The following is a 22394-nucleotide window of genomic DNA, read 5'->3' on the forward strand; positions in this document are numbered from 1 at the left end:
CGCTGTTTATTCCACTATCTTGACCGGAATCTTGCCCGGAACATGCACGTTATTGAGATCCCACTTCCAGTTATCGACCGTAGTGGGCACCGGGATCATCTCGATGCAGTCGGTCGGGCAGGGATCGACACAGAGATCGCAACCGGTGCACTCGTTGGCAATCACGGTATGCATCGCCTTGGTGGCGCCGACGATGGCGTCCACCGGGCAGGCCTGAATGCACTTGGTGCAGCCGATGCACTGATCTTCGTGGATAAAGGCGACCTTCTTGACCGGCACTGCGGCCTCGTCACTGCCCCCCAGCGGTTGGGGCTCGACCCCCATCAGATCGGCAATCTTGCGCATGGTGGCCTCGCCACCGGGTACGCACTTGTTGATCTGATCGCCGTTGGCGAGCGCCTCGGCGTAGGGTTTGCAGCCGGGATAGCCGCACTGGCCACACTGGGTCTGGGGCAGCAGGGCATCGAGCTGATCGACGATGGGGTCTGCTTCCACATGAAACTTGACGGCGGCAAAGCCCAGGATAATCCCGAACGCCAGCGCCAGCAGGGTGAGCACCAGAATGGCAAAGAGAATATGGATCATGGTTATATCTTGATAAGGCCGGTAAAGCCCATAAAGGCCAGCGACATCAGACCGGCGGTGATCATGGCAATCGACACCCCGCGAAACGGGGCGGGCACATCGGCGGCGACCAGACGCTCGCGCATGGCGGCAAACAGGATCAACACCAGCGAGAAGCCGGTGGCGGCGCCAAAGCCGTAGATCACGCTCTGGATAAAGTCGTGTCGCTCATTGATGCTGAGCAGCGCCACCCCGAGCACCGCGCAGTTGGTGGTGATCAGCGGCAGGAAGATCCCCAGCAGGCGATAGAGGGTCGGGCTGCTCTTGCGCACCACCATCTCGGTAAACTGCACCACCACGGCGATCACCAGAATAAAGGCGAGGGTGCGCAAATAGGCGATATCCAGCGGCAGCAGGATATAGTGCTCCACCAGATAGGAGCTGGCACTGGCGAGGGTCATCACGAAGGTGGTCGCCAGCCCCATGCCGATGGCGGTTTCCAGCTTGCCGGAGACCCCCATAAAGGGGCAGAGGCCGAGGAATTTCACCAGCACGAAGTTGTTAACCAGCACGGTGCCGATCAATAAAAGCAGGTACTCAGTCATCAATTACCGTCACTGAAAGTCGGGTTATCGGGGTTTGAAGGCGGGCGGTATTATCTGACGTTAGGGCCAGTTAAACAACCGCAAGGCCGCATGGTTATTATGCAACTGGATAATTTAGCCGGGGTTTTTGGCAAGAATCCGGTGGGTTTTGCGTCATATCCCCACCGGGTGAGAAGCCTTACTAACCAACAGCTAGTTTGGCGGCCTCTTTCCACATAAATGGCGGCATCGGAGTAGTGAGACGCCATTTTATGTTCATCGGTTGGCTGCCTGTGTGAGATACGTACTCCACCTCACCAAAGTTCACAAAGCCAAGGGTGCGGCCAAATTCATCTTTGCTCTGCTCGCGGACGAACAGAAACAAGCGCTTACCTTCTGCTCTGTGGTTTATGTAACTCAGCCCCTTACCCCGTTCTGGGCGAGCGCTGTTTTGGCTCTGCCAATGAAACAGCGACTCGTTGATGGCGTAGTCGTGATAACGGGTAGTGGGTGAGAAGTGCTGTTCCGTTTTGTTCAAGGTCACGAACAGCAACTCGATATGTTGCTCTGCGATGAGATAGACCCCTTCACGAGCCGTGGGTTGCTGCGCGAAGGTGGTCGCGCCAAAGCCAACCAGCACCTGCTCTCTGGCATAGCGAGCATGCAGTTGCAGCGGATTACCGGGAAGGTTTGGCATGGCGCTTTGTTCGTGTTGCACCCGGTTGATCAGCATGGGCAACAGATCTGCCAGCTCGGCCCTTAATTCAGGTTGATTGAGTTGTTTCAGGCTGTGCGCCAAGGAGCTAAAGCCAGCAGTGGGGCCGCTTTGTTGCCAGAAGTCGTAATGGCACATCAAGGCCATCCGCTCATCGTGCTCAGCCGTTAAGGTAAAGGCGCTTTCCACCAAGGTTTGTAAGAAGTTCAAGTAATGGAGCGCATCGCAGCCCAATAGCCGGGTTCTGATGGCCCGGGTGTAGAGGGTCGACAGCTTCTCATCGCTCATTTCAGAAATGGTATGGTTGCTAGCCTGTTTGACCAAGGCGCTCCAATTGCCGCGCTTGTAGATCTCCTCAAGGCTGATGTGGGGGTAGAACTTCAAAAAGTTCGTCAGCGTCAGCGGTAAATCACAATCCAGTGAGAAACGGCGGATCAGGCCCATGAGGCGCGAGGTATTGAGAGTCGCCTTTTTGATATTGCTCAGAATTAACTCTTGGGTCTGTTTTGAGAGTTCGATGCGGCAGCCCAAGGGGGCGTGAGGGAAGCCCTGTTTGATCTCGTGGCTGATCGCCTTATTAGTTTTACCCACCAGTGCCCGGAATTTCTGGGCAAAGTCATACTCAGCACGGGCATTGCCAACAAAGTCCAACACGGTGCAGCACTCTTTATCGCTCGCCAGCCGCAGGCCGCGCCCTAATTGCTGCAAGAAGATAGTGAGGCTTTCCGTTGGTCGTAAAAACAGCAAGGTATCGACTTCCGGGATATCAACCCCTTCGTTGAAGATGTCCACCACGCAGAGAATATTGATAACCCCAGTGCGCAAATCTTGTTGTTTACTATGCCGCTCGTCTCGATTATCGCTGGTGAGGATGTCAGCCTTGATGCCCTTCAATAAAAATGCCTTGCACATAAAGTCGGCATGTTCACGGCTCACACAAAATGCCAGCGCTTTGATCTTGGTAATATCGGTGACGATCTCATTGAGGCTCTGGACTATTTTCTGTACCCGCTGCTGATTGTGGGTATAGATATTGGTGAGTTCAGTGATGTCATAACGGCCATTTTTCCAAGCCACTTGGCGCAAGTCAGTATCATCATCGATACCAAAATATTGGAACGGACAGAGATGGCGACGATTGATGGCCTCGGGCAAGCGGATCTCTGCTGCGATGACACCACAAAAGTCGGCAAGAATATCACCGCCATCATGGCGCTCTGGCGTTGCGGTTAATCCCAACAGAATGTGAGGTTCAAAGGCGGCGAGCAGACCGCGATAACTGGCCGCCGCAATATGGTGAACCTCATCAATGACGATGTAATCGAAATAATCTGGGCTAAGACGTAAATTAGCCAGCTGGTTATTCAAGGATTGCACCGAGGCAAATAGTTGACGGTAGTGGGTTGGCACGGCGCCGCCGACTAAGAGTTCGCCAAAATTGGATTGCTTGAGCACACCGCGGTACGAGGCTAATGCTTGGCGCAAGATCTCCTCTTTGTGGGCGACAAACAGGAACTTGGCGTCGGGTTTGGTTTTCAGAAAACGCGCAAAATCAAAAGCGGAGATCAGGGTTTTCCCTGTACCGGTGGCCGCAACCACCAAGTTACGGAAGCGCTGGTGTAAAGCGCGCTCCATCGCCAATTGTTCAAGGATCTCCAGTTGATGGGGAAACGGCGTGATATCAAAAAAATAGGCAGGGCTATTTTTGTCCCCATCCCCACGGGCCTCTTGCAGTGCATGCTGCAATTTTGTACGGCTTTCGAGCTTGCCATCAAACAGCTCAAAATCATCGGATTCCCAATAGGTTTCAAAGGTACTCAGGGATTTCTCGATAATATGAGGGATCTCTTGCGAGGTGATTTTTAGGTTCCACTCCAAGCCGCTGGTGAGGGCAGAGTGAGAGAGATTGGAGGAACCTATATAGCCGGTATGAAAGCCGGTATTTCGGCAAAAGAGATAGCTCTTGGCATGCAACCGCTCGCGCTGGGTGTTATAGCTGAGTTTGACTTCGGTATTTGGGAGGCTGGCTAAAAATTCAACTGCCTTGGCATCGGTCGCCCCCATATAAGAGGTAGTAATTACTTTTAATTGGCGGCCGCTGCGAGTGAACTCTTCCAGCTCATGACGGAAAATCCGGATTCCTGCCCATTTGATAAATGAGACCAGCCAGCAGATGCTATCTGCCGATAAAATTTCCCGTTTAATCTCCGACTCCATCGACAAACCCGCATTGCTGCCACAAAACAGTTCGCTCTGAGTGAGACCTGTCAGAGGGAAAATATCCTCGGCATATTGCTTTAAATTGGCGGAGATGGGGTTATCCAACTGGTAAAGCGCGGTCAGAATTTTCCCCTGACTATCGATGAGGTTCTCGCCAATAAAGTCTGGGTCTTGGGTGCGATCCTTTAGCCAAAGCAATAACTGGTTAGCCAGCTCGATCTGCCGTTGCAGCTGATCCTCTCCAGTGACCGAACCCACCGCATATTCCAAAACCCGGCTCAGAAATCTGGATAACCAAACTGCCGCTTCGGCAGGTTCAAGTTGGCGTTCCCCTACGTAAAAGCGCGCGCGGTCGAGTCGAGATGTCAGCAGTTGAGTAATGAGCTGTTCATAAATACCGCATTGTTGCATCGCACTTTAGCCTTGAACGTTGTACATGAGGGTGGCGAGAAGAGTATCATTTTTTCCAACCAAATCAGTAAGCTGTTGTCGCCTGTTACTCGTTTGAAAATCGCCCTGGTTTTCGGTAAGAGAGCGCGGCAGTAACAACCACAGGGAGGTGGTGATGGATCCGGTTTCCTATCTTTTTTCGGCTTATCTCAATCTGGTACAGCAGCAGGTTGCGGATATCTATGGCACCGAGGCCAAGACGCTGGTGGTGCAGTATGAGGGGGAGTCAGTCCCGTTCTCTTTTCAGCTGTGGCAGATCCAGCAGCCGAGCGTTTGTCGTCCCTACGAGCAGGATGTGCGGCGTTTTAGCCAGTGCACGGTCAAGGCGTCCGCCCTGTTTCACAAGCTGTGCGATGACTTGACCCGGCAGGATGACAGCAGTTGGCAACTGCCCAAATTTCGCACCATGTACTGCTCGGCGGCCGTCAGTTATCGGCCCCTTATCGCCGAAATAGGGGATGCCAAACAGAGTCCGGCCAAGCTGGCGGAGCGTGCCTGCAATCAGGCGATTCTGGCGGCAATGGACAGTGATGATGAAGCCCTGCTGGCCCAGCGGGATAAAGCGTGCGCAGCGGTGCAGTAACGCGAATTTATTTGACCAGATCATTTGCGCTCGCTTTGCGCGTCACGGCACACATGGGCTTCCCCTTGCCGGGTATGATGGGGTTGCCCGCCGTGGCGACGACAGTCGGATGCTTGCGGGCATATGTCGGTCACATCAGCCAGATCACCACCAGGAGGTAACCATGATCAGCCATATCGACCATCTGGTATTGACGGTCAGTGATATCGAACGGGCCGTGGAATTTTACAGTTCGGTGCTCAATATGGAGGCCATCACCTTCGGTGCGGGGCGCCGGGCGGTAGGGTTTGGCAACCAGAAGATCAATCTGCAACTGCTGGGGCAGGAGCCGCGCAATCGGGCGCAGGTGGGGTCGGGAGATGTCTGCCTTATCACCCGCTGGCCGCTGGAGCAGGTGATGGCCCAGCTGGCCTGCCACGGGGTGGAGATTGTCGAGGGGCCGGTGACCAAAAGTGGCGCCTGCGGGCCGATAGAATCCATCTACTTCCTCGACCCGGATCAGAATCTGATAGAAGTGAGCATCTATCCCTGAGCCCACTAAACCATCACCCCCATCGCCATCATCAATAGAAAGGGGCTGTTAATTGACGGCCCCTTGCTCGTATCGCCATCGACCCAGCGCCAGTGGCTCTTTGCCGATACTCCAGAAACGCCCTAGAAAGGTGCGCTGCTCTCGTCGCTCTCCTGTAAAAACTGCTCCACTTCTGCCTGATAGGCCGCATCAGGTTGACCGCTGCTGGCAGGGGTTACGGCTGCAGACCGGGCGACGGGAGGGGCGGTGAGGGTCTCCATCACCCGCTGCTGCAGATAGGGGTAGAAGGGGTTGGAGGAGGTGCGGGTGAGGGCGCCGGGGTTGACGATCAGCACGCCGCGCTCGCCACGCAGGGCCAGACCGCCGAGATTGATGCCGTATTGCTCCCGCTGCTGCGGGCGCGCCGCCATGCCATAGAGGGGATCGTCCATCGGGAAGGGGAGCGCCACGTGGGAGAGGGAGTAGATCTCCTTGGGATAGTCGATACCCAGCAGGCGAACCTGCTCAGGCTGGTCGGCGCTGGCCAGCGTTCTGGCCTGCGTTGCGGGAGAGGCGGGGTCCACATTGCCCACCACGGTGAGGTGATAGTGCTGGGGGGCGTTTGGCAGCAAGCGGTGCAGCGCCAGCTCTGAGGCCGAGCTCATCAGCGGGCCAAACAGGGTGCTGCGGTTGATATCAAACAGCACCAGTTCGCTGCCGTTGGCCGGCAGGTAGTGGTAGAGATCGGCAATGATGGAGCGGGTGCTGACGGTGTAGTCCATCACCGACTGGAAGGTGAGGGCGGGGGGAAACGCCGCCAGCTCGCCACTGGCGGCCAGCTGGCGCACCTGCTGCTGGATGGCGTGAGTCAGGCGATAGGACTGGCGCGCCCCGTTGACCGGGAACGAGTTGTACTTGAACGGGTTGAACTCCGGCATGGTGTCGAGCCAGGCTGCGTTGGCAAAGGCGGGCAGCAGGGCAGGGACGGCCTTGAGCCCGGCGAAGCGGGCAAAGCGGGTCACCCCGATCATCGGGGAGATCAGCACCAGCCGATCCGGTTTTGCCAGTGCGCCGCTCGGGTCGGCCAACGCATCGAGCGCATATTTCACCGCCAGTGCGCCGCCGTTGGAAAAGCCCACCAGATGCAGCGGCCGCTTGCCCGGTGCCAGCAATCTGGCCTCCCGAACCGCCAGTCGGGTGGCGGCCAGCCAGGTCTCCCAATCCACATCCACCAGTCCGGCTGGCACTGTGCCGTGGCCGGGGATCCTCAGCCCCAGCGCGATAAAGCCCTGCTGCTGATAGCGTCTGGCCAGATGGCGCAGGCTGTAGGGGGAGTCGGTCAGGCCGTGCAGCAGCACCGCCACCCCTTTGACTTCTCCCTCGGGGCGCAGCAGGTAGGAGCGGTTCCAGTTCTGCTGAAAGCGGGCGGGATTGATGGGGGCGTCCTGATAGTAGCGATTGCTGGCCAGTTGCTGCTCCGGCGGTGTTTTGGCGACTACCTCGGTGGCCACCAGCTCGAACAGCTCTGCTTCGCGGGCCAGATAGGCTTGCCAGTCGCTGTTGTCGAGCTCATCGGCACTGAGTTCGGGAGGCACCACTGTGTGCCACAGCTGCAGCGGCGCTGCCTGCCAGGCGAAGTAGGCGATCACCGCCCATGCGGTCAGCAACAGCAGCAACAGGGTCAGCAGAGCACGGCGAACAAGGCGGCGAGTGGGAGCCAGCATGGCGCAATCCTTGGCGATAGAGGTAGAGCCGCCTTTGGGCGGGCGAGTTCGGCGCAGCACATTGGGCGCAGCCAACCGGCTTAAAGCCTAATGGAAACAAGGTGATATGTATAGTTGATGGCGTTCGTCCGCGCTGGCTGTGGGCGCCTGACCCCGCCGCTTACATCAGGCTGGCCGTTCAAAGACTGCATCGCGGGCCATCTGGCGGCGTGAACTTGTCCGCGGATGCCTGCTTGGGCGCTGCGACCTTGCAACTATCTGCCCCTGAAAGGGGGCAATTATGCTACTGTAGCGGCGTTTTTTGATGGATAAGCTGGCATTGGCCTTTTTTGAAGATGGAATGGTATGCAGAACTTTGACGTAGTGAATTGGCTGATGCAGCAAACAGCCTCCCCGGCGCAGCCGGAACAGGAGATGGCACAACCGGGCGCCGCCCAGACCCTGTGGCAGGTGACTCATGCTGGCTAACGAATCCATGCGCCTGAACAAATACATCAGCGAGAGCGGTATCTGCTCGCGCCGCGAGGCCGACCGCTTTATCGAGCAGGGCCATGTCTTTATCAACGGCAAGCGTGCCGGGATTGGCGATCAGGTGCAGGTTGGCGATCTGGTCAAGGTGAATGGTCAGGTGATCGAACCGCGCGAGGCGGACAGTCTGGTGCTGATCGCCCTCAACAAGCCGGTGGGCATCGTCAGTACCACAGAGGCGGGCGAGAAGGACAACATCGTCGATTTCGTCAACCACAGCACCCGGGTCTTCCCCATCGGGCGGCTCGACAAGGATTCGCAGGGGCTGATTTTTCTCACCAACCACGGCGATCTGGTCAACAAGATCCTGCGGGCGGGCAACGATCACGAGAAAGAGTATCTGGTGACCGTCGACAAGCCGGTGACCGATGAGTTTGTGCGCAACATGGCGGCCGGGGTGCCGATCCTCGGTACTGTGACCAAGAAGTGCAAGGTGAAGAAAGAGGCGCCGTTCGTCTTTCGCATCACCCTGGTGCAGGGGCTTAACCGCCAGATCCGCCGCATGTGCGAGTACTTCGGTTTTGAAGTGACCAAGCTGGAGCGAATCCGCATCATGAACGTCAGCCTCAAGGGACTGCCGGTGGGCGAGTGGCGCGATCTGACCGACGACGAGCTGATCGATCTGTTCAAGCTGATTGAGGACTCCTCCTCCGAGGTGAAACCGGCCAAAGGCGACAAGCCCAAGGCGGCCAAGGCTCCTGCGGCGCCAAGCGCCAAACCGGGGCAGGGCAAGAAGCCGCGCCGCGATGATGATCACGAGATTGGCGGGCGCCCCAATGTGCCGGGCCCGGAAGCCTTCGAGAAGAAGCTGCCGGTGGGCAAGGGTGGTGCGGGCAAAGGTGCTGCCAACAAGGGCGGCGCTGGCAAGGGCAGTGCAGGCAAAGGGGCTCCCGGCAAGGGTGGTAAACCGGCCGCAGGCAAGCCGCGCACTGCTAACAGCGGACGGCAGAAGAAGGGGCGCTGAGTTGCTCCCCTGAACGGCGTCAGCCTACCTTGTCATCCCCAACACGGTTATCCCCAACACACCGGCCTCAGGCCGGTGTGTTGCTTTGGGCCGCAGCGCTGGTTGGGTGGGGCGCCGAAAGGGTTGGCTCGCTGGCGGTCGGTAACCGCATGACGCGGGGGTAGTGGCGCGGGTCGAGGCGCAGCACCAGCAGGCTCATCAGCAGTAATCCCCCCAGTTGCCACTGCCAGGCGGCCGCAAAGTCGCCCACATAGTGATAGAGCCGCGCCGCCACCCAAGGGCCTGTGGCCGCCAGCATAAAGCCAAACCCCTGCATCAGGGCGCTCAGGGTGCCGGCGCGGCGCGGGTCTGGCAGGTGATCGAGCGCTATCACCATGATGAGCGAAAAGCTGCCGCCAAGACCGGCACCGCACAGCAGGCACCAGAGAATGGGGGCGCTGGCTGGCGCCAGCCAGAGACCGCCAAATCCCGCCAGCTGCATGGCAATTGCCAGTGCCATCCATGGCCGCCGATCCATCTTGCGCGCCGCCAGCAGCGGCAGGCCGAGGCCGCTGGCAGTCTGGGCCAGTGCCAGCCAGGCGACCAGTTCGCCCGCCTGCGCGGCGCTCCACCCCTGCGCCATATAGGCGGGGGCCAGCCAGGCCACTACGATGCCGTAGCCACTGTTGATGATGCCAAAGCAGACGATCAGCAACCAGCTGCGGGGCAGGGTGATCAGCCGCTGCTTGCCGTGGGGAATGGCTGCAGCCGTGGCCCGTGGCAGACGCACTTTCCACCCCAGCCAGATGAGGGCCAGCAGCACCGGCAGGCTCCAGAGCGCCAGTGCCCGCGACCAGTCGAGGCTCGCCGCCAGCCTTGGGGTAAGGCTGGCCCCCAGCGCCCCGCCCCCCATCATACAGGCGGAGAAGATCCCCATCACCAGCGGCACCTTGCGGGCGAAGGCCTGCTTGATAAGGGCGGGCAGCACTCCCTGCACCAGTGCCGACCCCAATCCACACAGCGCAGCGCTGGCGATCAGCAAGGCGCCGCTTTGGGCATCGAAGCGCATAGCGCTGCCAATGCTGAGCAGCAGCAGGGCGGCCCCCAGCAGTTGGCGCGCACTGGCGCGTCGACGCAGGCTGGGGGTGAGCAGCACGCCAACCCCGATCAGCCAGAGCGGCAACAGGGTAAGCCAGGCGAGGGTATCCATCCCGAGCGACAGGGCGCGGCCAATCTCGCTGCTCAGCGGGCCGATGGCGGTAAGAAAGGGGCGCAGGTTAAGGCCAATCAGGATCACCAGCACCAGCAGTGCGGTCTGGCCTGCGGGTTGATCCGCATTTTGTTGATTCATCGGGTGCTGTTTCCTGTTCTGGGAGAGATAGGGGGCACTCGGGACGCGGAGTCATCGGGGCTGAACATGGTAGATCACCGTCAAAGGAGGCAAAAGCGCCAGCCTAGCGGGCTCGAAAGTCATTTGGAAATTAAATGATAGAATGGGCTTCAGTGATTTTGTAAATGGAGTGCCCCATGCTGGATCCCCTGTTACTGCGCAGTTTTGTCGCCATTATCGACACCGGCAGCTTTACCCGCGCCGGTGAACGGGTCCATCTGACCCAATCCACCATCAGCCAGCAGATCCGCCGCCTTGAGCAGCAGCTCGGCTGCCCACTGCTGGATCGCGCTGGCCGTCAGGTGGTGGCAACGGCGGAGGGGGAAAAATTGCTGGGGCTGGCCCGCCGCATTCTGGCGCTGCTGGCGCAGGTCGAGGAGCAGGTGAGCGAGGGGAGCATATCGCTCAGCCTCGGGGTGCCGGAGGATTTCGCCGCAGGCGCCATCACTCCGGTGCTGGCCGCCTTTGCCCGCGACTACCCCGAGGTACGGTTGGAGGTGCAAAGTGGCCTGAGCCACGAGATCTGGCAGCGCTTCGAGGCGGGGGAGCTGGATCTGGCGCTGGTCAAGCAGACTCGCGGTCAGGGTTCGCCCCTTGCCAGCTGGCGCGAGCCGCTGGTGTGGGTCGATAGTCACGACTGGCCGGCACGGGAACGGGATCCGCTGCCGCTGGTGGTGTTCCCGAGCGAAGGGCTCTATCGGCGGCAGATGACCGAGGCGCTCGATGGTCTGGGGCGGCGTTGGCGTATTGCCTATGTCAGCGCCAGCCTTGCCAGTTTGCAGGGGGCGGTGAGCGCGGGGATCGGGGTGAGCTTGCTACCCAAACGGTTGATGCCCGCCGATCAGCTGGCCCTGACCCAGTGGCCCAAGGTGGCGCCGGTGGAGCTGGCCCTCCATGCCGGGAGAAGCGGGGGCGAGCCGCTCACTCGCTTGAGCGAGGCCCTGATCGCCCTCTGTGACGAGGTGATGGGGCCACAGTGAGTGGCCTATGTGGGGAAAAACTTCTGTGGGGAAAAACTGACGTCGGAAAGATAAGGCGGAAAAAGTGCGGGGAGGGATCAGTGATCCTTCCCCTCCGCCAGCTTGCGCTCGTAGTCATTTTTTACGATGGCCAGCGCCGCCAGCACCAGCTCGGGGGCCAGCTCATTGGTTTCCAGCAGTTCAATCAGATCCACCGCGAGTTTTATCTCGGGCGGGGCAGTTTCCAGTGACATGGGCAGGGTTCCGGTTGCGGGAAGAGGGGGGATTATACAGGGGCGCCGCCGTTGGCCGAAAGCGCCCGCTCTGTCGGGTTGTGAGCCACGAAGGTCAGAGGTGCTGGCGCATCTCCTTGTCGATCTCCTCGCGCAGGGCGATGAGCTTTTTGGCGTACTGCTGCAACTGCAGATCGCTCTCGCTCAGTGGTTGCCACTGGGGCACCGGGGTCGGTTTGCCCTGCTCATCCATCGCCACAAAGATGATGATGCAGTGGGTGGTCTTGTGGCGTTCGGTCTCGGTGGGATGGCGGCTGTAGACATCCACCGCCAGATGCATGCTGGTGGTGCCGGTGTGGATCACCTGGGCGTGAACCTCCACCAGCTGGCCAATCTGGATGGGGCGCAAAAAGCGGATCCCCCCCACATAGACGGTCACCGCATAGCCGCCGCACCAGCCGGCGGCGCAGGCATAGCCCGCCTGATCGATCCACTTCATCACCATGCCGCCGTGTACCTTGCCGCCGAAATTGACGTCGGAGGGTTCGGCCAGAAATTGCAGGGTCAGTTCGCGATTTGGCACAGTTACATCCTTATTGCCTGAAGGGTTTCCCTGAGCTTTGCCCCATCGCCCTGCCCGGTCAAGGGTTCATCCCCGATTCAGGGGGGCGGGGTCACTATCTTGCTCTATCGACGGGAACATAGCCGCAGGAGTGACACCATGAAACAGATGCTGGAACAGTTGTTGGGGGCAGGCAAAGGCTGGCTCAACGAAGGCGGAGACAAGCGCAAGGGGCAGATGCAGGGGGCGCTGGCCGGTGGCGCGCTCGGTCTGCTGCTGGGCAATAAAAAAGTGCGCAAATATGGTGGCAAGGCCGCTGCCGTGGGCGGCGCCGCAGCCCTTGGCGGGCTGGCCTACAAGCTCTATCAGGATTGGCAGGCCCAGCAGTCGGCGCCAGCCCAGCCCACTCATCCCATCAGTGGGCTGGAAGGCAATGCGCTGGATGCCCGCGCGGCGCTTTTGGTGCGCGCCATGGTGGCGGCAGCCCGGGCCGATGGCCATATCGACGGCGCCGAGCGCCAGAAAATTCAGGAGTACCTGACCGAACAGGGTCAGAGCGATGTCGCCCGCTGGATTGACGCCGAGCTGGCCCGCCCCCTCGATCCCCACGCGCTGGCGCGGGAAGTGACCGACATGGAGCTGGCCACCGAGGTCTATCTCGCCTCCCTGCTCGCCATCGAGGTGGATCACTTTATGGAGCGAGGCTATCTCGACGAACTGGCGCGCGCCCTCAAACTCGATGACAACCTCAAGGGAAGCATCGAGCGGCAGGTGGCCCAACTTAACGCCCCCGCCTGATATCCCTCATCGCCATGGATTGCCGATAACGCCCCGCTCAAGGGGCGTTGTTGTTTCTGCTGCTCGTCAAAAGATAGGGATGAGCCTATTTGGATTGCGGGACACAGCCCCTAAGATGGCGCAGGACCATCACCATTTTTGCAAGGAGCAACCGTTGGAGATACGCAAGGCAAGCGAACTGGATATCGATGCCATTGTCGAGCTGAACCGGCAGATTGGAGAGATCCATCATGCACATTACCCCGAGGTGTTCTGCCCGCCGTCACCAGAGGAGCGGGCATTTTTGCTGAGCGCCATCGGCGTGGAAGGGCGTCTGTTCTGCGTTGCCGAGCAGGATGGCATGGTGGTGGGCTTTTTGACGGCGCGGATCGATATCAATGAGAGCGTGCCATTTCTCACCCGTGCGCCGATTTGCCGCATCGGCTCGGTGGTGGTGGATGATCAGCACCGTTCCCGCGGGATTGGCAAGGCGCTGATCGCCCATTGCGATGAGTGGGCCAAGGCCCGTGATGCTCAGCAAATCCGGCTGGAGGTGATGGCCTTCAACGAGCGCGCCCAAGCCCTCTACGAGGCGCTGGGCTTCAAGGTGCAGTCGCAGATCATGGCCAGATGATCAGTTTTTGATGGCGAGCCAAGGCGCGTCACTCCCCAACCACAAAGGCCCGTTACGGGCCTTTGTTCGTTTCGTCAGCGGCTCTTTGCCGCGTTACTTTTCACCGAGTTGTGCGGCAATCAGCGCGGCCAGTCGGGTGAGGGCCTGCTCCAGCTGTTCGCTCCAGGGATGGGAGCTGTTGAGGCGCAGGCAGTGGTTGTGTTGCCCCTGACTGGAAAAGAGGGCGCCGGGGGCTACTGAAAAACCGCTGCCCAGAGCCTTGGCGTGCAGGGCGCGGCTGTCGAGGCGGGGCGGAAACTCCAACCAGAGAAAGTAGCCGCCATCGGGGGAGGAGATCCGCACCTCGTCCGGAAGCAAGCGCTGCAGGGTCGCTCGCATCTGCTGCTGGCGCTGGGCCAGGGTGTGGCGCAGACGGCGAAAGTGGGCATCGACCCCGCCCTGGCGCAGCATCTCGGCCAGCGCCAGCTGGCTCGGCACATTGGTGGAGAGGGTGGACATCAGTTGCAGCCGCTGCACCCGCTCGGCATGGGGCCCCGCCACCACCCAGCCGACCCGAAAGCCCGGTGCCAGACATTTGGAAAAGGAGCTGCAGAGCAGGCTGTCGCCACGCTGATCCCAGTGGCGGATCGGCTTGGGGCGTTCGCGGCCAAAGTAGACCTCGGCATAGACGTCATCCTCCACCAGCGGCACCCCATGGCTGTTGAGCAGTGCCATCAGCCCCTGTTTGTGTGCATCGGGCATGGTGTGGCCCAGCGGGTGCTGCACATTGCCCATCAGCCAGCACGCCTTGACCGGAATGCGGGTGAGGGCGTCGGCCAGCAGGTCGAGATCGATGCCCACCCCCGGAATAACCGGGATCTCCACCGCCTTGAGTTTCAGCCGCTCGATGGCTTGCAGGGCGCCATAGAAGGTGGGGGACTCCACCACCACCCAGTCACCGGGCTCGGTCAGCACCTGCAGGCTTAGGGAGAGCGCCTCCATGGCGCCGGTGGTGATGATGATCTCCTGCGGATTGACCGCCACCCCGTCGCTGGCGTAGCGCTGGGCGATGGCGCGGCGCAGCGCTTCGTTGCCGGGGGGCAGGTCGGCCACCGTGCTGAAGGGATCGAGCTTGCGCATGCAACTGGCCAGCGCCCGCCCGAGCTGGGGATGGGGGAACAGGGTCGGGTCTGCTACCGACATGCCAAGAGGCACCAGATCCCGTGATTTGCTCGCCTGCAACACCTCGAACACCAGATCGTTGATATCCACCGAGCCGCTGTAGTGAGTCTGGCTCGGGGTGTGCTGCACGACCTGTGGTGAGGCGGCTTTGACGTAGTAGCCGGACTGGGGGCGGGCGAGGATCCGCCCCTGACTTTCGAGCAGTTGATAGGCCTGCAACACCGTCATGGGGCTGAGCCCGTGGGTCTTGCAGCTCTGGCGAATGGAGGGGATGCGCTCCCCCGGTTGCCAGATGCCATCGTCGATCTGGCTTTGCAGGCGGTCGGCCAACTGCTGGTAAAGGGACATGATCTGGATCAACTGTTATAGGTGTAATTCAATATAACTGCATCTGTTATAGGTGTCATGCTCCGTGATGTACTTGTCACGCACGAAACGTGCAAGGCAAATACAACAAAAGAGAGTGACGCATGATCAATCCGGATGACGTGGTCAGCCTGTCTCGCCTGCAATTTGGCGCCACGGCCCTGTTCCACTTCCTGTTTGTGCCCCTCACGCTGGGGCTGTCCTGGATCCTGGTGATCGCCGAGTCGGCTTATGTGATGACCGGCAAGGTGATCTATCAGGACATCACCCGCTTCTGGGGCAAACTGTTTGGCATCAACTTCGTCATGGGGGTCACCACGGGGATCACCATGGAGTTTCAGTTCGGCACCAACTGGGCTTACTACTCCCACTATGTGGGGGACATCTTCGGTACTCCGCTGGCCATCGAGGGGCTGATGGCCTTCTTCCTCGAATCGACCCTGGTGGGGCTCTTCTTCTTCGGTTGGGACAAGCTCTCTCGCGGCAAGCACCTGCTGGTGACCATGCTGGTGGCGCTCGGCTCCAACCTCTCGGCGCTCTGGATCCTGATCGGCAACGGCTGGATGCAAAACCCGGTGGGGGCCGAGTTCAACCTGCTGACCCAGCGCATGGAGCTGGTGGATATCGCCGCCGTGCTGTTCAACCCGGTGGCGCAGGTGAAGTTCGTTCACACCGTTGCGGCAGGCTATGTGGCCGCCTCCATGTTTGTGATGGGGGTGAGCAGTTGGTATCTGCTGCGCAAAACCGAGGTGCAGTTTGCCCTGCGCTCCTTCGCCATTGCTTCCGGTTTCGGGCTGGCGGCCATCCTCTCGGTCATTGTGCTCGGGGATGAGTCGGGCTATCGCACCGGCGAGGTGCAGAAGGTCAAGCTCGCCGCCATCGAGGCGGAGTGGGAGACCGAGCCCGCGCCTGCGTCATTCACCCTGTTCGGCTTCCCGGATCAGCAGGGAGAGACCACCCACGCCGCCATCAAGATCCCGTATCTGATGGGGATCATCGCCACCCGCTCCATCGACGAGGCGGTGACCGGCCTCAAGGATATCAAGGTGCAGAACGAGGCGCGCATTCGCAGCGGCATGGTGGCGGCCGAGGCCCTCGACCAGATCCGGCAGGGCGATGACAGCCCGGCCAACCGCGCCCGCTTCGAGCAGCACGGCAAGGATCTTGGCTACGGCATGCTGCTCACCCCCTATGCCAGCAATATCGCCAAGGCCGGTGAGGCGGAGATTGCCAAAGCGGTCGATGACTCTATCCCGCCGGTGGCACCGCTGTTCTGGGGCTTTCGGGTGATGGTGGGGCTTGGCGTCACCATGCTGGGGCTGATGGTGGTGAGCTTTGTCCAGCTCTGCCGCAACCGGCTGCAAGACTCGCCACGGCTGCTCAAGACCCTGCTCTGGAGCATTCCGCTGCCCTGGATTGCCATCGAGGCGGGCTGGCTGGTGGCCGAACTCGGCCGTCAACCCTGGACCATCAGCGATGTGCTGCCGGTCTCGGCCTCGGTCTCTTTGCTTCAGCCGGGCCAACTCTGGTTCAGCCTCATCGCCATCTGTTCCATCTACACCCTGTTGCTGGTGGTGGAGCTGTTCCTGTTGCGCCATGTGATCCGCAAGGGGCCCGCCATTCTCCATACCGGCCGCTACAGCGGTGAACAACCCGAACTTGCGAGGATCGCCTGATGGATTACGCAACCCTGAAACTCATCTGGTGGGCGCTGGTGCTCTTCATGATGGTCGGTTTTATCGTGATGGATGGTTTCGATCTCGGCATCGCCATGCTGCTGCCGGTGGTGTCGAAAGATGACGACGACCGCCGTCTGGTGATCAACAGCGTGGGGCCGGTGTGGGAGGGCAATCAGGTATGGCTGATTGCCGGCGCCGGTGCCCTGTTCGCCGCCTGGCCGCTGGTTTATGCCGCCGCTTTCTCGGGGCTCTACATCCCCATGGTGGTGCTGCTGCTCGGACTATTTTTGCGTCCGGTCGGCTTTGACTATCGCAGCAAGCTGGCCGATCCGGTTTGGCGCCGCTGGTGGGATCGGGCGCTGGTGGCCGGTGGCCTGATACCGGCGCTTATCCTCGGTGCGGCTATCGGTCTGGTGATGGAGGGGCTGCCGTTTCGCTTCGACACGGCGCTGCGTTTGCACTACGGCGCGTTCGACTTCCACTGGGGCTGGCTGCTCTCAGTGCTGGCCACTGCCATCAGCCTGTTGCTGCTGCACGGCGCCGGTTTTCTGCAAGCCAAGGTGACTGGCACCCCTGCGCTGCGCGCACGGGGGATCGCCATCCTGCTGGCCCCGCTGGTGAGCCTCTGCTATCTGCTGGCCGGTTGGCATCTGGTGGATCTGCAAGGGTTTCAGCTGACCGGTGTCGGCACACAACCCTTTGACCCGAATGCTGCCATCAGCCCGCTGATGAAGGGGGTGATCCCCCACGCCGGAGGCTGGCTGCGCAACTACTTTGACTATCCGCTGCTGTGGCTGGTGCCGATCATCGGGACGCTGGCGCCGCTGGTGAGCGGGATTGCCTCCTGGCTGGAGCGGGGCCGGATTGCGCTGCTGGCCAGCGCCATCGCCTGCGCCGCCATGCTCTGCTCGGTGGCCATCGCCCTGTTCCCCTTCGTGCTGCCCTCATCCCTCGATGCGGTCAGCAGCCTGACCCTGTGGGACAGCACCTCCAGCTACAAGACCCTGGCCATCATGTTCGGCCTCGTGCTGGTGCTGATGCCGGTCAACCTGGGCTACACCGGCTGGGTCTATCGGGTGGTACGCGGCAAGCTCGACCGTGCCCGCATCAAGCGCGACAGCCATCAACTCTACTGACCTCAAGGGATCTGCTATGTGGTACTTCACCTGGATTTTGGGCCTCGGATTCGCCCTGCTGCTGGGCCTGTGCAACCTGCTCTGGCTGGAAGCGCGCTGGCAGGCGGACGAACGGGACGGTAACTGACGGCGGGGTTCGCGCCCCGCCACGGCCGGTGGTTGGCGTTCACACGTCGCCATCGGCCCCTCTCTCCCCCTCTTTAAACGACACACACGACACACTTTCAACCGACAACCAACCGACAGGTAATTGTGATGAAACAGAGATTGAAAGCGGTGGCGCTGGCCATCGGGTGCGCGCTCACCGTCGCCCCGGCCTGTGCCGAGCCGGTACAACTGGCACCACTGGATAAAACCTTCACCCTGCAGGTGCTCGGCAGTGGTGGCCCCATCTCCGACGACCTGCGTGCCTCCTCCAGCGAGGTGATCTGGTGGAAGGGGAAATCCCGCATCCTGATAGATGCCGGTGGCGGCGTCTACCTGCGCTTCGGTCAGGCGGGGGCCAAGCTCGAAGAGGTCGATTTTATCGGCATCACCCACTTTCACACCGACCATGTGACCGACCTGCCCGCCCTGCTCAAGGGGGCCTACTTCTTCGAGCGCAGCGATCCGCTGGATCTGGCGGGGCCGCAAGCCGGTTCGGCCTTCCCCAGCATGAGCGGCTACTTTGATGCCCTCTTCAACAAGGACAAGGGCGCTTATGCCTACCTGAGCGGCTTCAAGGATGGCACCGATGGCCTCTTCCCCATCACCCTCCATGATGTGCCCTACCAGAGTCCGCAGCCCCACACCGTCTATCAGCAGGATGGGCTGACCATCACGGCGCTCGGCATCCCTCACGGTGACGTGCCCTGTCTGGCCTATCGCATCGAGAGCGCCGAGGGGACCATCGTTATCTCGGCGGATCAGAACGGCAGCAACCCGGCCTTTGTGCCGTTTGCCAAGGGGGCCGACATTCTGGTGATGCCGCTCGCCATCCACGAAGGGGCCGACCCTGTCTCCGCCTCGCTCCATGCCAAACCATCTGTGGTGGCCAAGATTGCCGCCGAGGTGAACCCCAAGCTGCTGGTGCTCAACCACTGGATGGGGGTTGGCCTCAATCACAAGAAAGAGGCGATGGCCATCGTCAAGCAGCAGTTCCACGGCCAGATCGTGGCCGCCCGCGATCTCTCCAGCTACCCCGTTTCATCCGTCAAGGAGTCCGCTCATGAGTAACTCAAGCAGCAACAAAACCACCGGCAAACTGACCCTCTCCATCGCCATGACCAGTCTGATTGCCCTGACACCGGGGCTGGCGCTGGCGGCCACTCCGAGCGATGCGCCGGTGAAAGCCGCCCCCAGCGAACAGCACGGCGGCAAGTGTGCGGCGGGCAAGTGCGGCACCGAGAAGCGCTTCGAGAAGCAGGCCCTCGACAGTGATCCGCAGGGGCGGCTGGTGCGCGCCCGCGATGGCAAGTGTGGCGTGGCGGGCGAGGGGATTGATGGCAATACATCCAGCCAGGGCAGCAAGATGACGGAGGGGGTATGCGGCCAATAAGCTCCCGCAGTCGGGGGATCGGGCTGCGTCAGGAGCATCTGGATGCGCTCTGCTCCGGCCCCGTCCGTCCCGGCATCGACTTTCTCGAGCTGGCGCCGGAGAACTGGATGGCTATAGGCGGAGCCAAGCGGGCGCAGCTGCATCAGCTGGCCGAGCGTTACCCGCTGGTGGCCCACGGCCTCAGCCTCTCCCTCGGCGATTGTCAGCCCCTCAACCGCACCCTGCTCAGCCAGATCCGCACCTTTCTGGATGAGTTCGGTATCGGGATCTACAGCGAGCATTTGAGCTTTTCCCGCGACCAGCAGGGCTATCTCTATGAGCTCTTACCTGTGCCGCGCCAGTGGGAGAACATCCCCTATCTGGCAGAGCGGATCGCGCAGGTGCAGGAGGCGCTGGCCCGCCCGCTGGTGCTGGAAAATATCTCCTACTACCACGGCTATGACCACGAGATGCCGGAGGAGGATTTTCTCGCCGAGCTGGTGGCGCGCAGCGGTTGCGAGCTGCTGCTCGATATCAACAACGTCTTTGTGAACAGCCGCAACCACGGTTACTGCCCCAAGCGGATGATCGCCGGGCTGCCGGGCAATGCGATCCGTTACTTCCATATCGCCGGTCATCTGGAAGAGGCGGACGGCACTTTATTGGATACCCATGGCAAACCGGTGTGCGAGGAGGTGGTGGCGCTGGCCCGTTATACGGTTCAGACCCATGGCCTGCGCCCCTTGTTGCTGGAGCGGGATCACCATCTGCCACCGCTGGCAGAGCTGGAGGCCGAGCTGGCGCGGGTGCACGGCGCCTGTTGCGAGGCACTCGACCGTCAGGTGCGGGAGGTGCGCTATGGATAGACGGTTATCCCTGATCACTGCGCCCAAAACGGCACCGCAGCGGATGCAGCAACAGACAGCCTGGCTGGCAAGCCGGGTGCGGCTGCCGCAGGATGGCATCGCCAGCCACTATGCCCGCAGCGTGCGCGCCAATGTGGAGTCGGTGCTGGAGAGCGCTTTTCCGCTCACCCACGCTCACTGGGCACCGGTGGACAGGTGGCAACTGGTGGAGGGCTTTGTTATCGCGCACGGCGCTGAGGCCCCCGAGTTTCACCATATCGCCACCGAGTTTGTCCGCTATGTGCAGCATCGCCACAGTGAAGGCTCTCTCAACTGGCCCAAGCAGCGGCTGGCGCTGCTGGAGTACGAGTGGGCCTGCCTCTGTGTCGAGATTGATGAAGGGGTGGTGCCGCAAGTGTTGCCGGGGGAGGTGGTGACGGCGGAGAGTTCGTTTGTGCTCAATCCCACCCTGCAACTGCTTGAGCTCCCCTTTGCCATTCGTCGCAGCGGCGTGGTGCCGACCCGGCAGGGCAACCACTTCTATGGCCTGTTTCGCAGCCCGGAACATCAGGTGGTGACCCAGCGCTTGCGCGAATGGGATGTGGCGCTGATCCAGCTGCTGCAACAGCAGCCGGGGATCACCCAAGCCGCGTTCCAACAACAGGTACAACAGGTTCGCCGCGACTTTGATCTGATCGAGTGGGCACGCCATTTTTACCGGCTGGGTCTGCTGACCTTGCCCGTTGGCGAGCGCCAGCCCGGCCGCCCCTTGCCCCCATTTAGCAAACACCAAGGAGAATTCCCATGAACAACACTCTGATCCAGTGGTACGAGCGGGCGGTGGCCCAGTGCAAGCGGCTCGATTTTCTGGCCCTGCTGGCCATTCGCCTCTATCTCATTCCGGTCATCTATGTGGGGGCCCACTCCAAGGTGATGGGCTTTGCCGGCACGGTCGCCTGGTTTGGCGCGCCGGTCTCGGAAGGGGGGCTCAACCTGCCGTTCCCGACCCTGCTCGCCTTTCTGGCGGCGGGCACTGAAGTTCTGGGTTGCATCTGCATCGCCCTTGGCCTCTTTACCCGCATCATGGCCATTCCCACCATCTTCCTGATGAGCGTGGCGAGCGCCATGGTGCACTGGAAGCACGGCTGGGACGCCATCGCCACTGGCAGTATGGAGGCCACCTTGCGCCTCAACGGTTTTATCGAGTGGCTGGCCGCCAACTTCCCCGGTCGCTACAACTACATCACTGAGCTGGGTGATCCCGTGATGCTCAACAACGGGATGGAGTTTGCCGCTACCTACTTCGTGATGCTGCTGGTGTTGCTGGTTTATAGTGGTGGCCGCTACGTCAGCCTCGACTACTGGCTCAAGCGGGCGGTGACCGGCAAAGCAGGCGTGCAACAGGCGGCATAAGGCTTGCCCACGGATAACAAAAACCATAACGACAGAGCGTGAAAAACAGCGAGCGGCCAGGGGCCGCTCGCTGTTTTTGTGCTGTGTGGGGGGGCAGCTGTTACTGGTAGCGGCCGACTGCGATGGGGGACTCCTGCTCAATCTGGCCAAGGCGCTCGGCCCACTGAGCGAGCCAGGCTTCCCGCTCTTCTTGCGAGACCCGCACCGGGGCATAGCAGATATGGGGGCGCAGCACATCGAAGCCGACAAATTGCAGGATCCCTCGCTGGATGGGGCGCAGCACCCCGTCGATATCGCCATTGAAGCCGTCGGGCAGATAGGTCTCGGCAGGGCCGCCGGTAGTCAGGCTCAGCAGGGCCCGCTTGCCGCGAAACTTGCCGCTCTCGTAGATATGGCCCTGACCGTAGACCCGCCCCATGGCAAAGACCCGATCCACCCACCCCTTGAGAATGGCGGGCAGGCCAAACCACCAGAGCGGAAACTGGAAGATCAGCAGATCGGCCGCCTCCAGCTTTTGCATCTCCTGCTCCAGATGCGGGGCGAAGCTACCTTGCTCGGTGGCAGCCAGCTCTTCGAGTTGCAGCTTGAGAAAATCGGGATCGCTGGCGGCAGTGAAGTTGCGCCGATCCGAGACGGGATCAAAGCCCATGGCATAGAGATCGCTGGTCATCACTGTGTGGCCCGCCAGCTCCAGCGCCCTGATGGCGTGGCAGAAGAGGGCACCGTTGAAACTTTTCGGTTCGGGATGGGCATAGACGATAAGCACCTTCATAACAGACTCCGTGGCAAATGATGCGAGGGTGACAGGCTTGGTTGCTGAAACAGTTGAGGGGTTGAGGCTGTGTCACAGCATAGAAGCCTGCCGCGCCGATCGCAGCAGGCGCCACGTCTTTGCGTGACG

General features: G+C 60.8%; 24 protein-coding genes. 15 read left to right on the plus strand and 9 right to left on the minus strand.

Annotation, left to right across the window (positions count from 1 at the left end):
- Positions 1-6: 6 nt before the first annotated feature.
- The 3 genes from rsxB to ACTG2W_RS20935 form a co-directional block, all read right to left on the minus strand.
- Complete coding sequence (gene rsxB / locus ACTG2W_RS20925; RefSeq protein ID WP_005350799.1) at positions 7-585, minus strand: electron transport complex subunit RsxB; 579 nt, start codon at positions 583-585, stop codon at positions 7-9.
- A 2-nt stretch (positions 586-587) separates the two neighbouring features.
- Positions 588-1169, minus strand: a complete 582-nt coding sequence (gene rsxA, locus ACTG2W_RS20930) for an electron transport complex subunit RsxA (RefSeq protein WP_005337600.1) — start codon at positions 1167-1169, stop codon at positions 588-590.
- A gap of 181 nt (positions 1170-1350) precedes the next feature.
- Complete coding sequence (locus ACTG2W_RS20935; protein WP_106843994.1) at positions 1351-4494, minus strand: DUF3427 domain-containing protein; 3144 nt, start codon at positions 4492-4494, stop codon at positions 1351-1353.
- Positions 4495-4648: 154 nt separating this feature from the next.
- On the opposite strand from ACTG2W_RS20935, the gene ACTG2W_RS20940 reads away from it, so the two are divergent.
- Together ACTG2W_RS20940 and ACTG2W_RS20945 are read left to right on the plus strand one after the other, a co-directional pair.
- Positions 4649-5116: a hypothetical protein gene (locus ACTG2W_RS20940; protein ID WP_075115198.1), complete on the plus strand. Its 468-nt coding sequence runs from the start codon at positions 4649-4651 to the stop codon at positions 5114-5116.
- Between the two features lie 163 nt (positions 5117-5279).
- Positions 5280-5648, plus strand: a complete 369-nt coding sequence (locus ACTG2W_RS20945; protein WP_043825666.1) for a VOC family protein — start codon at positions 5280-5282, stop codon at positions 5646-5648.
- A 122-nt stretch (positions 5649-5770) separates the two neighbouring features.
- Here the strand turns inward: ACTG2W_RS20945 and ACTG2W_RS20950 are convergent, their stop codons facing one another.
- Entirely contained in the window at positions 5771-7351 is a 1581-nt protein-coding gene (locus ACTG2W_RS20950; protein WP_106843993.1) for an alpha/beta hydrolase, read from the minus strand.
- 345 nt (positions 7352-7696) lie between these two features.
- On the opposite strand from ACTG2W_RS20950, the gene ACTG2W_RS20955 reads away from it, so the two are divergent.
- Both ACTG2W_RS20955 and rluF read left to right on the plus strand, forming a co-directional pair.
- Positions 7697-7819 (plus strand): hypothetical protein, encoded by a 123-nt coding sequence (locus ACTG2W_RS20955; RefSeq protein WP_272939162.1) that lies wholly within the window; start codon positions 7697-7699, stop codon positions 7817-7819.
- Positions 7809-8843 carry a 23S rRNA pseudouridine(2604) synthase RluF gene (gene rluF, locus ACTG2W_RS20960; RefSeq protein WP_106843992.1) on the plus strand — a complete coding sequence of 345 codons (1035 nt, stop codon included), beginning with the start codon at positions 7809-7811 and terminating at the stop codon, positions 8841-8843. The genes ACTG2W_RS20955 and rluF overlap by 11 nt, the downstream gene beginning before the upstream one ends.
- Before the next feature lie 67 nt (positions 8844-8910).
- Here rluF and ACTG2W_RS20965 read toward each other — a convergent pair whose 3' ends face one another.
- Positions 8911-10173 (minus strand): cyanate transporter, encoded by a 1263-nt coding sequence (locus ACTG2W_RS20965; RefSeq protein WP_106843991.1) that lies wholly within the window; start codon positions 10171-10173, stop codon positions 8911-8913.
- A 176-nt stretch (positions 10174-10349) separates the two neighbouring features.
- On the opposite strand from ACTG2W_RS20965, the gene ACTG2W_RS20970 reads away from it, so the two are divergent.
- On the plus strand, positions 10350-11192 hold the full coding sequence (locus tag ACTG2W_RS20970; RefSeq protein ID WP_106843990.1) for a LysR family transcriptional regulator: 843 nt from the start codon (positions 10350-10352) through the stop codon (positions 11190-11192).
- A 77-nt stretch (positions 11193-11269) separates the two neighbouring features.
- Here ACTG2W_RS20970 and rsmS read toward each other — a convergent pair whose 3' ends face one another.
- Positions 11270-11425, minus strand: a complete 156-nt coding sequence (rsmS, locus tag ACTG2W_RS20975; RefSeq protein WP_106843989.1) for a pleiotropic regulatory protein RsmS — start codon at positions 11423-11425, stop codon at positions 11270-11272.
- Positions 11426-11519: 94 nt separating this feature from the next.
- Positions 11520-11987, minus strand: coding sequence for an acyl-CoA thioesterase (locus ACTG2W_RS20980; RefSeq protein ID WP_041208541.1), 468 nt, complete (start codon positions 11985-11987; stop codon positions 11520-11522).
- A 138-nt stretch (positions 11988-12125) separates the two neighbouring features.
- Between ACTG2W_RS20980 and ACTG2W_RS20985 the strand changes: the two genes are divergently transcribed.
- Together ACTG2W_RS20985 and ACTG2W_RS20990 are read left to right on the plus strand one after the other, a co-directional pair.
- On the plus strand, positions 12126-12764 hold the full coding sequence (locus ACTG2W_RS20985; protein ID WP_005347072.1) for a tellurite resistance TerB family protein: 639 nt from the start codon (positions 12126-12128) through the stop codon (positions 12762-12764).
- 154 nt (positions 12765-12918) lie between these two features.
- Positions 12919-13377 (plus strand): GNAT family N-acetyltransferase, encoded by a 459-nt coding sequence (locus tag ACTG2W_RS20990; RefSeq protein WP_181281652.1) that lies wholly within the window; start codon positions 12919-12921, stop codon positions 13375-13377.
- A gap of 93 nt (positions 13378-13470) precedes the next feature.
- On the opposite strand, the gene ACTG2W_RS20995 is transcribed toward ACTG2W_RS20990, so the two are convergent.
- Positions 13471-14886 (minus strand): aminotransferase-like domain-containing protein, encoded by a 1416-nt coding sequence (locus tag ACTG2W_RS20995; protein ID WP_106844021.1) that lies wholly within the window; start codon positions 14884-14886, stop codon positions 13471-13473.
- A gap of 122 nt (positions 14887-15008) precedes the next feature.
- On the opposite strand from ACTG2W_RS20995, the gene ACTG2W_RS21000 reads away from it, so the two are divergent.
- The 8 genes from ACTG2W_RS21000 (at position 15009) to ACTG2W_RS21035 (ending at position 21493) form a co-directional block, all read left to right on the plus strand.
- Complete coding sequence (locus ACTG2W_RS21000) at positions 15009-16580, plus strand: cytochrome ubiquinol oxidase subunit I (RefSeq protein ID WP_033135850.1); 1572 nt, start codon at positions 15009-15011, stop codon at positions 16578-16580.
- Positions 16580-17719: a cytochrome d ubiquinol oxidase subunit II gene (gene cydB / locus ACTG2W_RS21005; protein WP_106843987.1), complete on the plus strand. Its 1140-nt coding sequence runs from the start codon at positions 16580-16582 to the stop codon at positions 17717-17719. Before ACTG2W_RS21000 ends, cydB begins: the two co-directional genes overlap by 1 nt.
- A 16-nt stretch (positions 17720-17735) precedes the next feature.
- Positions 17736-17846, plus strand: a complete 111-nt coding sequence (gene cydX / locus ACTG2W_RS21010) for a cytochrome bd-I oxidase subunit CydX (RefSeq protein WP_005337572.1) — start codon at positions 17736-17738, stop codon at positions 17844-17846.
- A 128-nt stretch (positions 17847-17974) separates the two neighbouring features.
- Positions 17975-18934 carry an MBL fold metallo-hydrolase gene (locus tag ACTG2W_RS21015; protein WP_106843986.1) on the plus strand — a complete coding sequence of 320 codons (960 nt, stop codon included), beginning with the start codon at positions 17975-17977 and terminating at the stop codon, positions 18932-18934.
- Positions 18927-19256, plus strand: coding sequence for a hypothetical protein (locus ACTG2W_RS21020; RefSeq protein ID WP_042056354.1), 330 nt, complete (start codon positions 18927-18929; stop codon positions 19254-19256). The genes ACTG2W_RS21015 and ACTG2W_RS21020 overlap by 8 nt, the downstream gene beginning before the upstream one ends.
- The gene (locus ACTG2W_RS21025; RefSeq protein ID WP_106843985.1) at positions 19244-20101 is read left to right on the plus strand and encodes a DUF692 domain-containing protein; all 858 of its coding nucleotides are present in this window, start codon (positions 19244-19246) and stop codon (positions 20099-20101) included. Before ACTG2W_RS21020 ends, ACTG2W_RS21025 begins: the two co-directional genes overlap by 13 nt.
- Positions 20094-20888 (plus strand): HvfC/BufC family peptide modification chaperone, encoded by a 795-nt coding sequence (locus ACTG2W_RS21030; RefSeq protein WP_106843984.1) that lies wholly within the window; start codon positions 20094-20096, stop codon positions 20886-20888. Before ACTG2W_RS21025 ends, ACTG2W_RS21030 begins: the two co-directional genes overlap by 8 nt.
- Positions 20885-21493: an HvfX family Cu-binding RiPP maturation protein gene (locus tag ACTG2W_RS21035; RefSeq protein WP_106843983.1), complete on the plus strand. Its 609-nt coding sequence runs from the start codon at positions 20885-20887 to the stop codon at positions 21491-21493. The genes ACTG2W_RS21030 and ACTG2W_RS21035 overlap by 4 nt, the downstream gene beginning before the upstream one ends.
- A 100-nt stretch (positions 21494-21593) precedes the next feature.
- On the opposite strand, the gene ACTG2W_RS21040 is transcribed toward ACTG2W_RS21035, so the two are convergent.
- Positions 21594-22265 carry an NAD(P)H-dependent oxidoreductase gene (locus tag ACTG2W_RS21040; protein WP_106843982.1) on the minus strand — a complete coding sequence of 224 codons (672 nt, stop codon included), beginning with the start codon at positions 22263-22265 and terminating at the stop codon, positions 21594-21596.
- Between the last annotated feature and the right edge of the window lie 129 nt (positions 22266-22394).

This window comes from Aeromonas sp. 96A (genome assembly GCF_051919165.1).
GTDB classification, from domain to species: Bacteria; Pseudomonadota; Gammaproteobacteria; order Enterobacterales; family Aeromonadaceae; genus Aeromonas; species Aeromonas veronii.

What these genes read in the sequence shown, in the direction of transcription:
- rsxB (WP_005350799.1), bottom strand. Translation starts at nt 585, where the DNA reads ATGATCCATATTCTCTTTGCCATTCTGGTGCTCACCCTGCTGGCGCTG.
- rsxA (WP_005337600.1), bottom strand. Translation starts at nt 1,169, where the DNA reads ATGACTGAGTACCTGCTTTTATTGATCGGCACCGTGCTGGTTAACAAC.
- ACTG2W_RS20935 (WP_106843994.1), bottom strand. Translation starts at nt 4,494, where the DNA reads ATGCAACAATGCGGTATTTATGAACAGCTCATTACTCAACTGCTGACA.
- ACTG2W_RS20940 (WP_075115198.1), top strand. Translation starts at nt 4,649, where the DNA reads ATGGATCCGGTTTCCTATCTTTTTTCGGCTTATCTCAATCTGGTACAG.
- ACTG2W_RS20945 (WP_043825666.1), top strand. Translation starts at nt 5,280, where the DNA reads ATGATCAGCCATATCGACCATCTGGTATTGACGGTCAGTGATATCGAA.
- ACTG2W_RS20950 (WP_106843993.1), bottom strand. Translation starts at nt 7,351, where the DNA reads ATGCTGGCTCCCACTCGCCGCCTTGTTCGCCGTGCTCTGCTGACCCTG.
- ACTG2W_RS20955 (WP_272939162.1), top strand. Translation starts at nt 7,697, where the DNA reads ATGCAGAACTTTGACGTAGTGAATTGGCTGATGCAGCAAACAGCCTCC.
- rluF (WP_106843992.1), top strand. Translation starts at nt 7,809, where the DNA reads ATGCTGGCTAACGAATCCATGCGCCTGAACAAATACATCAGCGAGAGC.
- ACTG2W_RS20965 (WP_106843991.1), bottom strand. Translation starts at nt 10,173, where the DNA reads ATGAATCAACAAAATGCGGATCAACCCGCAGGCCAGACCGCACTGCTG.
- ACTG2W_RS20970 (WP_106843990.1), top strand. Translation starts at nt 10,350, where the DNA reads ATGCTGGATCCCCTGTTACTGCGCAGTTTTGTCGCCATTATCGACACC.
- rsmS (WP_106843989.1), bottom strand. Translation starts at nt 11,425, where the DNA reads ATGTCACTGGAAACTGCCCCGCCCGAGATAAAACTCGCGGTGGATCTG.
- ACTG2W_RS20985 (WP_005347072.1), top strand. Translation starts at nt 12,126, where the DNA reads ATGAAACAGATGCTGGAACAGTTGTTGGGGGCAGGCAAAGGCTGGCTC.
- ACTG2W_RS20995 (WP_106844021.1), bottom strand. Translation starts at nt 14,886, where the DNA reads ATGTCCCTTTACCAGCAGTTGGCCGACCGCCTGCAAAGCCAGATCGAC.
- ACTG2W_RS21000 (WP_033135850.1), top strand. Translation starts at nt 15,009, where the DNA reads ATGATCAATCCGGATGACGTGGTCAGCCTGTCTCGCCTGCAATTTGGC.
- cydB (WP_106843987.1), top strand. Translation starts at nt 16,580, where the DNA reads ATGGATTACGCAACCCTGAAACTCATCTGGTGGGCGCTGGTGCTCTTC.
- cydX (WP_005337572.1), top strand. Translation starts at nt 17,736, where the DNA reads ATGTGGTACTTCACCTGGATTTTGGGCCTCGGATTCGCCCTGCTGCTG.
- ACTG2W_RS21015 (WP_106843986.1), top strand. Translation starts at nt 17,975, where the DNA reads ATGAAACAGAGATTGAAAGCGGTGGCGCTGGCCATCGGGTGCGCGCTC.
- ACTG2W_RS21020 (WP_042056354.1), top strand. Translation starts at nt 18,927, where the DNA reads ATGAGTAACTCAAGCAGCAACAAAACCACCGGCAAACTGACCCTCTCC.
- ACTG2W_RS21025 (WP_106843985.1), top strand. Translation starts at nt 19,244, where the DNA reads ATGCGGCCAATAAGCTCCCGCAGTCGGGGGATCGGGCTGCGTCAGGAG.
- ACTG2W_RS21030 (WP_106843984.1), top strand. Translation starts at nt 20,094, where the DNA reads ATGGATAGACGGTTATCCCTGATCACTGCGCCCAAAACGGCACCGCAG.
- ACTG2W_RS21035 (WP_106843983.1), top strand. Translation starts at nt 20,885, where the DNA reads ATGAACAACACTCTGATCCAGTGGTACGAGCGGGCGGTGGCCCAGTGC.
- ACTG2W_RS21040 (WP_106843982.1), bottom strand. Translation starts at nt 22,265, where the DNA reads ATGAAGGTGCTTATCGTCTATGCCCATCCCGAACCGAAAAGTTTCAAC.